General features: G+C 33.5%; 6 protein-coding genes. All 6 read right to left on the bottom strand.

Features of this window, described 5'->3' with window-relative positions; genetic code table 11:
* Positions 1 to 324 precede the first annotated feature (324 nt).
* Positions 325 to 2,196: a tRNA uridine-5-carboxymethylaminomethyl(34) synthesis enzyme MnmG gene (mnmG, locus tag H6X70_RS04170; RefSeq protein ID WP_194766413.1), complete on the bottom strand. Its 1,872-nt coding sequence runs from the start codon at positions 2,194 to 2,196 to the stop codon at positions 325 to 327.
* 76 nt (positions 2,197 to 2,272) lie between these two features.
* Positions 2,273 to 2,683 (bottom strand): rRNA maturation RNase YbeY, encoded by a 411-nt coding sequence (ybeY, locus tag H6X70_RS04165; RefSeq protein ID WP_194766412.1) that lies wholly within the window; start codon positions 2,681 to 2,683, stop codon positions 2,273 to 2,275.
* Positions 2,676 to 3,293, bottom strand: a complete 618-nt coding sequence (locus H6X70_RS04160; protein WP_194766414.1) for a hypothetical protein — start codon at positions 3,291 to 3,293, stop codon at positions 2,676 to 2,678. Before H6X70_RS04160 ends, ybeY (H6X70_RS04165) begins: the two co-directional genes overlap by 8 nt.
* A gap of 286 nt (positions 3,294 to 3,579) precedes the next feature.
* A complete protein-coding gene (mnmG, locus tag H6X70_RS04155) occupies positions 3,580 to 5,451 on the bottom strand; it encodes a tRNA uridine-5-carboxymethylaminomethyl(34) synthesis enzyme MnmG (protein ID WP_194766413.1) in 1,872 nt (623 codons plus the stop codon).
* A gap of 76 nt (positions 5,452 to 5,527) precedes the next feature.
* Complete coding sequence (gene ybeY, locus H6X70_RS04150; RefSeq protein WP_194766412.1) at positions 5,528 to 5,938, bottom strand: rRNA maturation RNase YbeY; 411 nt, start codon at positions 5,936 to 5,938, stop codon at positions 5,528 to 5,530.
* On the bottom strand, positions 5,931 to 9,347 hold the full coding sequence (locus H6X70_RS04145) for a DUF4175 family protein (RefSeq protein ID WP_194766411.1): 3,417 nt from the start codon (positions 9,345 to 9,347) through the stop codon (positions 5,931 to 5,933). The genes ybeY (H6X70_RS04150) and H6X70_RS04145 overlap by 8 nt, the downstream gene beginning before the upstream one ends.
* Positions 9,348 to 9,552: the final 205 nt, after the last annotated feature.

Raw genomic sequence — 9,552 nt, 5'->3', positions numbered from 1 at the left:
TAGTTTCTAATTGGATTTACAAATAATTCAAAATTCATATCCCCTATTATAAATTTATCTAAAAAGACAAATGAAATCCGTGATTGTCAGACTGAGCTTGTCGAAGTCTTTTTCATAAAAAACTATTTTTTAAAAACGCTTCGACAGGCTCTGCGTGACAGTTTCGTTTCGATTTGGATCAAAAAATGGTTCAAATATTTTAATTCCAATTAGCATTTTCAGTATAAAATATATTTCAAAAAACAACATGTTCCACGTGGAACGTATAAATTTTTACATCAATATATAGTTATCAAAACAAAAAGATTCATGTATTCTTTGGAATTATCTTCCCATATAAACTAGCAATACAGAAATGTCATTTGGTGAAACACCACTAATTCTTGATGCTTGAGAAACCGTTGCCGGTTGAATTTTTTTAAGCTTTTCACGTGCTTCAAAACTCATGGATTTGATTTGAGAATAATCAAAATTCTCTGGAATCTTTACATATTCTAAACGCGATAATTTATCGGCATTACTTTTTTCTTTAGCGATATAACCAGCATACTTTACTTGAATTTCAGTTTGCTCGATTACTTCACGATCTAAATTATTTTCTTCAATATAATCTGAAATACTTTTAATCTTACGCATATCGTCCATCTCGATATTAGGGCGTGCAAAAACCTTAAATATCTTTCCAGATTGATTTACCAAAGCAGAACCTTTTTCTTCTAAAACAGGATTTATTTCTTCTGGTTTAACACTCGTTGTTTCGAAAAAACTAACGAATTTTTCAGCAGCTTCATGCTTCTCCTCCATCCGTTTTAATCGTTTTTCTGAAGCTAAACCTAATTCAAATCCTTTAGGCGTCAAACGTAAATCAGCATTATCCTGACGCAGTAAAGTTCTATATTCAGCACGAGAGGTAAACATACGATAAGGCTCTTCTGTACCTTTTGTAATTAAATCATCAATTAAAACTCCAATATAAGCTTCATCCCTTTTCAATGTAAAAGGATCACGTTCTTGAACTTTTAAACTTGCATTTATTCCAGCCATTAATCCTTGCGAAGCGGCTTCTTCATATCCTGTAGTTCCGTTAATTTGACCAGCAAAATACAAACCATCAACAAGCTTTGTTTCTAAAGTATGTTTTAATTGTGTAGGCGGAAAATAATCATACTCGATAGCATATCCAGGCCTGAAGAATTTCACATTTTCAAAACCAACCACAGAACGCAATGCTTTAAATTGCACATCCTCTGGAAGCGAAGTTGAAAAACCATTTACATAAACCTCACAGGTATTCCAGCCCTCTGGTTCAATAAATAATTGGTGACGGTCTTTATCTGCAAAACGATTTATTTTATCTTCAATAGACGGACAATAACGCGGCCCTAAACTTTTAATTCGACCATTAAACATTGGCGAACGATCGAAGCCTTCACGAAGCAAATCATGCACCTGAAGACTCGTGTAAGTCATGTGACAAGATCGTTGTTTTTCTAAAGGTTTTGTAATATCTAAATAAGAGAATTTTTCAGGATTATCATCACCGGGTTGCTCCGTCATTTTAGAATAATCTAAACTACGCCCATCTACCCTAGGCGGGGTTCCTGTTTTCATTCTACCAGATTCAAAACCCAAACTGACAAGCTGTTCAGTAATTCCTGTTGCAGCACTTTCTCCTGCTCTACCACCACCAAAATTTTTATCTCCAATATGAATTAAACCGTTTAAAAAAGTACCGTTTGTAAGCACTACAGATTTCGCTTTTATTTTAATACCAAGCGAAGTTTTTACACCTACCACCTTGTTATTTTCAACCAATAAACCAGAAACCATTTCTTGATAAAAATCAAGATTAGGCGTACCCTCCAATAACAAACGCCAATCTTCAGCAAAACGCATACGGTCGCTTTGAACCCTCGGACTCCACATTGCAGGACCTTTAGATTTATTAAGCATTTTAAATTGAATTGCCGATGTGTCGGAAACAATTCCGCTATACCCACCAAGCGCATCAATTTCACGAACAATTTGCCCTTTAGCAATACCGCCCATAGCAGGATTACAAGACATTTGAGCGATGTTTTGCAAGCTCATAGTAACAAGCAGTGTTTTACTACCCATATTCGCGGCAGCGGCAGCGGCTTCGCTTCCAGCGTGACCAGCACCAACTACAACAACATCATATACTTCGTTAAACATAATTTTCGTTTTCAATAACATGTTCCACGTGGAACACTAAATTTAATTTTGCAAATATACACTGAAATACTGAATTCTATTTAAATTGCTTTAAGTAGAAATTTTCCTTCTCTCGCATGATTTTAGCTTCTTCATCAGACTTATCCTTATAACCACAATAATGTAAGACACCATGAATAATAACACGTTTAATTTCCTCTTCAAAAGGCACACTATACTCATTAGCATTATCAATAACACGTTCTACAGAAATAAAAATATCGCCTTGAATAAGCTTTCCAATAGAATAATCGAAACTGATAATATCTGTTAAGGTATCATGATCTAGAAATTCTACGTTAAGTTTATGAAGGTATTCATCATCGCAAAACACATAATTAATTTCTTCTAATTTGTAGTTTTCAGATGCTATGGTATTAGTAATCCATTTTGAAATTTCATTCTCTGCATCGAGATTGAAATCAGTTTCGTAATTAAAATTAATCATTGTTTTCCTTAAAATATTCTTTTACACGTGCTTTATAAACCTGCTGCAAAGGTAAAGCTTGTCGGTTTAATATTTCGGTAGTTTTAAAATATTGTTTAGCCTGTGGAATTTGATTATTTGAAGAGTTAAAATAAGATTTAGTATTAGATTCAGATTCTCGCTTTTCTTCTTCGCCTTGCTGAAAAGTTGCGTTTTCCATCTTTAGTAATTGATGTTTTAATTGCATCATTTTTTGAAGTGTTGCCGTTGTGAAACCCTTATTTAACAATTCCATTTCTACAGCTTCCATTTGACGCACTAAAGAACCTGCAGCACCAGATTTACCTTCTTTAGCCAAACGGTCTTCAAGAGCTTGGCGTAATTGTTGTTGCTCTTTATAAATTTCAAAAAGCAAGCCTTCTTGGTCTTCAGAATTCCCCTCACCTTCACCAGGGTTTCCACTTTCTCCAGGTTTTCCATACTTACCTTTTTTACCTTTTTCTCCGGACTTACCATTTTCACCTTCCTTTTCTCCCTCGCCCTCCTTAGAACCTTCACTTTCTTTTGGCTTGCCTTGCTCTCCTTTTTTAAGCCCCTCTTCAATTGGATTTACAAATAATTCAAAATTCATATCCCCTATTATAAATTTATCTAAAAAGACAAATGAAATCCGTGATTGTCAGACTGAGCTTGTCGAAGTCTTTTTCATAAAAAACTATTTTTTAAAAACGCTTCGACAGGCTCTGCGTGACAGTTTCGTTTCGATTTGGATCAAAAAATGGTTCAAATATTTTAATTCCAATTAGCATTTTCAGTATAAAATATATTTCAAAAAACAACATGTTCCACGTGGAACGTATAAATTTTTACATCAATATATAGTTATCAAAACAAAAAGATTCATGTATTCTTTGGAATTATCTTCCCATATAAACTAGCAATACAGAAATGTCATTTGGTGAAACACCACTAATTCTTGATGCTTGAGAAACCGTTGCCGGTTGAATTTTTTTAAGCTTTTCACGTGCTTCAAAACTCATGGATTTGATTTGAGAATAATCAAAATTCTCTGGAATCTTTACATATTCTAAACGCGATAATTTATCGGCATTACTTTTTTCTTTAGCGATATAACCAGCATACTTTACTTGAATTTCAGTTTGCTCGATTACTTCACGATCTAAATTATTTTCTTCAATATAATCTGAAATACTTTTAATCTTACGCATATCGTCCATCTCGATATTAGGGCGTGCAAAAACCTTAAATATCTTTCCAGATTGATTTACCAAAGCAGAACCTTTTTCTTCTAAAACAGGATTTATTTCTTCTGGTTTAACACTCGTTGTTTCGAAAAAACTAACGAATTTTTCAGCAGCTTCATGCTTCTCCTCCATCCGTTTTAATCGTTTTTCTGAAGCTAAACCTAATTCAAATCCTTTAGGCGTCAAACGTAAATCAGCATTATCCTGACGCAGTAAAGTTCTATATTCAGCACGAGAGGTAAACATACGATAAGGCTCTTCTGTACCTTTTGTAATTAAATCATCAATTAAAACTCCAATATAAGCTTCATCCCTTTTCAATGTAAAAGGATCACGTTCTTGAACTTTTAAACTTGCATTTATTCCAGCCATTAATCCTTGCGAAGCGGCTTCTTCATATCCTGTAGTTCCGTTAATTTGACCAGCAAAATACAAACCATCAACAAGCTTTGTTTCTAAAGTATGTTTTAATTGTGTAGGCGGAAAATAATCATACTCGATAGCATATCCAGGCCTGAAGAATTTCACATTTTCAAAACCAACCACAGAACGCAATGCTTTAAATTGCACATCCTCTGGAAGCGAAGTTGAAAAACCATTTACATAAACCTCACAGGTATTCCAGCCCTCTGGTTCAATAAATAATTGGTGACGGTCTTTATCTGCAAAACGATTTATTTTATCTTCAATAGACGGACAATAACGCGGCCCTAAACTTTTAATTCGACCATTAAACATTGGCGAACGATCGAAGCCTTCACGAAGCAAATCATGCACCTGAAGACTCGTGTAAGTCATGTGACAAGATCGTTGTTTTTCTAAAGGTTTTGTAATATCTAAATAAGAGAATTTTTCAGGATTATCATCACCGGGTTGCTCCGTCATTTTAGAATAATCTAAACTACGCCCATCTACCCTAGGCGGGGTTCCTGTTTTCATTCTACCAGATTCAAAACCCAAACTGACAAGCTGTTCAGTAATTCCTGTTGCAGCACTTTCTCCTGCTCTACCACCACCAAAATTTTTATCTCCAATATGAATTAAACCGTTTAAAAAAGTACCGTTTGTAAGCACTACAGATTTCGCTTTTATTTTAATACCAAGCGAAGTTTTTACACCTACCACCTTGTTATTTTCAACCAATAAACCAGAAACCATTTCTTGATAAAAATCAAGATTAGGCGTACCCTCCAATAACAAACGCCAATCTTCAGCAAAACGCATACGGTCGCTTTGAACCCTCGGACTCCACATTGCAGGACCTTTAGATTTATTAAGCATTTTAAATTGAATTGCCGATGTGTCGGAAACAATTCCGCTATACCCACCAAGCGCATCAATTTCACGAACAATTTGCCCTTTAGCAATACCGCCCATAGCAGGATTACAAGACATTTGAGCGATGTTTTGCAAGCTCATAGTAACAAGCAGTGTTTTACTACCCATATTCGCGGCAGCGGCAGCGGCTTCGCTTCCAGCGTGACCAGCACCAACTACAACAACATCATATACTTCGTTAAACATAATTTTCGTTTTCAATAACATGTTCCACGTGGAACACTAAATTTAATTTTGCAAATATACACTGAAATACTGAATTCTATTTAAATTGCTTTAAGTAGAAATTTTCCTTCTCTCGCATGATTTTAGCTTCTTCATCAGACTTATCCTTATAACCACAATAATGTAAGACACCATGAATAATAACACGTTTAATTTCCTCTTCAAAAGGCACACTATACTCATTAGCATTATCAATAACACGTTCTACAGAAATAAAAATATCGCCTTGAATAAGCTTTCCAATAGAATAATCGAAACTGATAATATCTGTTAAGGTATCATGATCTAGAAATTCTACGTTAAGTTTATGAAGGTATTCATCATCGCAAAACACATAATTAATTTCTTCTAATTTGTAGTTTTCAGATGCTATGGTATTAGTAATCCATTTTGAAATTTCATTCTCTGCATCGAGATTGAAATCAGTTTCGTAATTAAAATTAATCATTGTTTTCCTTAAAATATTCTTTTACACGTGCTTTATAAACCTGCTGCAAAGGTAAAGCTTGTCGGTTTAATATTTCGGTAGTTTTAAAATATTGTTTAGCCTGTGGAATTTGATTATTTGAAGAGTTAAAATAAGATTTAGTATTAGATTCAGATTCTCGCTTTTCTTCTTCGCCTTGCTGAAAAGTTGCGTTTTCCATCTTTAGTAATTGATGTTTTAATTGCATCATTTTTTGAAGTGTTGCCGTTGTGAAACCCTTATTTAACAATTCCATTTCTACAGCTTCCATTTGACGCACTAAAGAACCTGCAGCACCAGATTTACCTTCTTTAGCCAAACGGTCTTCAAGAGCTTGGCGTAATTGTTGTTGCTCTTTATAAATTTCAAAAAGCAAGCCTTCTTGGTCTTCAGAATTCCCCTCACCTTCACCAGGGTTTCCACTTTCTCCAGGTTTTCCATACTTACCTTTTTTACCTTTTTCTCCGGACTTACCATTTTCACCTTCCTTTTCTCCCTCGCCCTCCTTAGAACCTTCACTTTCTTTTGGCTTGCCTTGCTCTCCTTTTTTAAGCCCCTCTTCCATCATTTTGTTAAGCTCTTCTTGTCCCATAATGATGTCTGGCAATTGCATTTCGCCTTGACCGCCTTTACCTTGCGACATGCTCATACTTTCTTCCATATTATCTAAAACATCACTTAAAAAATCGGCTAAATTATTAGTCGCCGTGATAGCGAATTGCTGATTGGAAATCCCCTGATAAACTTGGTTCTCGGCAAATAATTCTAAAGCTTTATCGATATTATAATACACCTCTGAAATTTCCTTATTAACCTGCTCGGATAGTTTAGGCTGACGTAAAGAAAGCGAAAACAAACTATCATCGACATGAGAAAAATGCTCACGCAAATAATTCTGTTTCTTTAAATAAGTAGCAAATTTATTATGATCACCTTCTATGTTTTTAAAATCATTCATTAGCGCTTCTTCATCAAAAGAAAACAAAACCAAATTATCTAAAATTTGACGAAGCATATCCATATCTTCTTGCATTTGTTCTGCTCCACCAGATTGCATAGCGTCTTGCATTTGAGCACTCATTTGCTTCATTTTTTTGGCAGCCTTTTTTTGACTTTCTTTAGTTTTTTGAAAATCCTTTTGAATTTTCTCTTGGTTGGTTTCGGAATTTTGAGAAGGTTCGTTCTCTAATTTTTCAAGCGATTCTGAAGCCTTTTTTTGTTCATTTTCAACTTCATTTTCATCCAATTTATCTCTAGGAATATCAACTGGTTTTTTCAAAGCCTTACTTTCCTTTTCTAAATCTTCAAGCTGTTTTTTATAATCTTCAAAAGCATTACTCAAAGAATCTTGTGCCTGTTTCGTATTTTCTTCTTTAGATTTATTTGATAGTGCTTCTTGTTCATCAGCCAACTTATCTAAATCGTCTTGTAGCTTTTCTAATTTCTTTTCAACATAAAAACGCTTGGTAAGTTCAAGCATTTGTTCAAGGCTACGCTTCTTATTTTTATTTTGTTTAGAAAGCTCTTCCATTTTATTTAATAAATCTTCTTTATTAATTTTTTCTTGAAGACGTTCTAATTCACGAAGCAACCTTTCATCTTTTTTAAGTTGCTCTTCGTTATCTTTTAAACGCTTTTGAAGTTCTTCTTTAAACTTATCTTCTTTCTTATTTTCCTTTTGAAATTCTTCTAAATTATCGTTCAGCTTTTTGTTGAAATTTTTCATCATTTCATCCTGCTGCTTTTGCTGTTTTATAAACGATTCTAACTTCTTTTTATCGTTAAAATTTAAATTGTTTTTTTCGCGCTGCGTCTTGGTTAGCTCCTCTAATTTTTTATCCTGTTCATCAAACTTATCAAGCGATTTATTTAAATCTTGAATGCTTTCTTGCTGTTCTTGTAAATGACGTTGGTCTTCCTCATCTTGGGTACGTTTTCTATAAGTAAACACCTGACTTTTAGCACTTTTATACTTATTAACTACATCATTATCAAATACTTGAAAGTATAAATCATAAGAAACACCAGCTTCAACAGTAAAATTATTAGGGAATGCACTAATAAATTCGGAAATATTTGTATTTGAAGTAGGAATACTAACAACCTGTTTATCCATGTCATTCTTTGAAGGATAATAAACCATTTGAAGTTTACTAAATCCGTAGTCGTCGCTAACCTGACCATAAAAATACAGACTTTGTAAATCCAAACTATCTTGCTGAACTTTCAAATGTATTTCAGGATACTCGTCTTTAATCACATCGATATTAAAAGCTAAATTTTCGTAATTATGAAGATGTTTATTGCTTGTACTAAGCGTATAATTAAAATTGTTATAAATGCTTTTAGAAGCTTCAAAAGCACCATTTTTATCAGAAATAAAATCAATAGTATCTTTAGAAAATAATTGCACAGCATCAGTCGCTTTTGCCTGAAGCTCCCATGTAATTTGAGTGCCTTCTGGCACAAGAGCATTTCCTGTACTTTCTAAAACTTCATCTTTCTTTTTTGTGTAAGCGGGATAATTTAAAACCATATTGAAACTAACCAACGAAGGCGTTTCAATAATAGCTATGTTATAATCTTTTGAAACAACATTATTGGCAGATAAACGAAATTCTATAGACGATTTTGGTTTGGAAAAAACATATTCAAATTCGCCAACGCCATTTTGTTCTAAAAAATAAGTTTCGTTGTTGTAAGTGATTTGAACATTTTCAGGAACCACCTCCCCTGCTGTTTTTACAATCAGTTTGAAATCTTTATTTTCAATGGCATTCAAATTTTCATTCAATACAAAAAACTGAAATGGTGCTGGTGGTTCGTAAGCGGTTTTATAATCGATCACCCGTTTATAACTATCGCTAAACCAATTATGATTTCCGAATAAAAAAGTAATTAATAAAATAAGAATTGGAATCGCTGCATATTTTAAATAACCAATATTGTCTTTAAAATTAACAGCCATTTTAAATGGCACTGGTTGTAATTCGATGGACTTTTGTTCTATACTTGCCAAAAGTAATTCCGATTGCGAAGCGTCCTGATGAAGCTGTAAAACGTTTAATAATTTGTCGTTCACTTCTGGAAAATGTTTTCCTATTATTTTGGAAGCATCTTCGTAATTAATTCCTTTTTGAAGTTTGAATAACTTCGCCAATGGCAGAAAAATAAATTTTACAAACAGCGAAAATTCAACAGCAATAAACAACCAAAATAAAACCGTTCTAAAAGTGGTATTTAGCCATAAAACGTATTCGATAAAAAGTGTGAATAACAAATACAACAAGCCAATGGCAAAAAATAGAATCACACCTTTTAGTAATTCATTAGTGTAATACCTTCTAATAAAGGCTTCTAATTTTTGCTGTATGGCTCTGAAATTAGTCATGATTGGGATAGATTCCTGCTTTAAAGGAAATTAAAAAATAATTTAATAGACTAAACTACAATTTTATTTCTACAAGAGTAAAAAATGGCTGAAATTTTAAGAAGCTATTAGTCAGATATTTTGACACAAATTACAGGCATTAGCACCGTATTTTAATAAAGAAAATGATTTAATTCGTGAAAAACTATGAAATCGGTGTCGAGAA

Source organism: Tamlana sp. I1 (assembly GCF_015355625.1).
Lineage (GTDB): Bacteria > Bacteroidota > Bacteroidia > Flavobacteriales > Flavobacteriaceae > Pseudotamlana.
The sequence above is the reverse complement of the archived record's forward strand: the minus strand, read 5'-3'. Positions and strand labels throughout refer to the sequence as shown.

Coding starts and splice junctions, on each gene's coding strand:
- mnmG (WP_194766413.1), bottom strand. CDS start 2,196: ATGTTTAACGAAGTATATGATGTTGTTGTAGTTGGTGCTGGTCACGCT.
- ybeY (WP_194766412.1), bottom strand. CDS start 2,683: ATGATTAATTTTAATTACGAAACTGATTTCAATCTCGATGCAGAGAAT.
- H6X70_RS04160 (WP_194766414.1), bottom strand. CDS start 3,293: ATGAATTTTGAATTATTTGTAAATCCAATTGAAGAGGGGCTTAAAAAA.
- mnmG (WP_194766413.1), bottom strand. CDS start 5,451: ATGTTTAACGAAGTATATGATGTTGTTGTAGTTGGTGCTGGTCACGCT.
- ybeY (WP_194766412.1), bottom strand. CDS start 5,938: ATGATTAATTTTAATTACGAAACTGATTTCAATCTCGATGCAGAGAAT.
- H6X70_RS04145 (WP_194766411.1), bottom strand. CDS start 9,347: ATGACTAATTTCAGAGCCATACAGCAAAAATTAGAAGCCTTTATTAGA.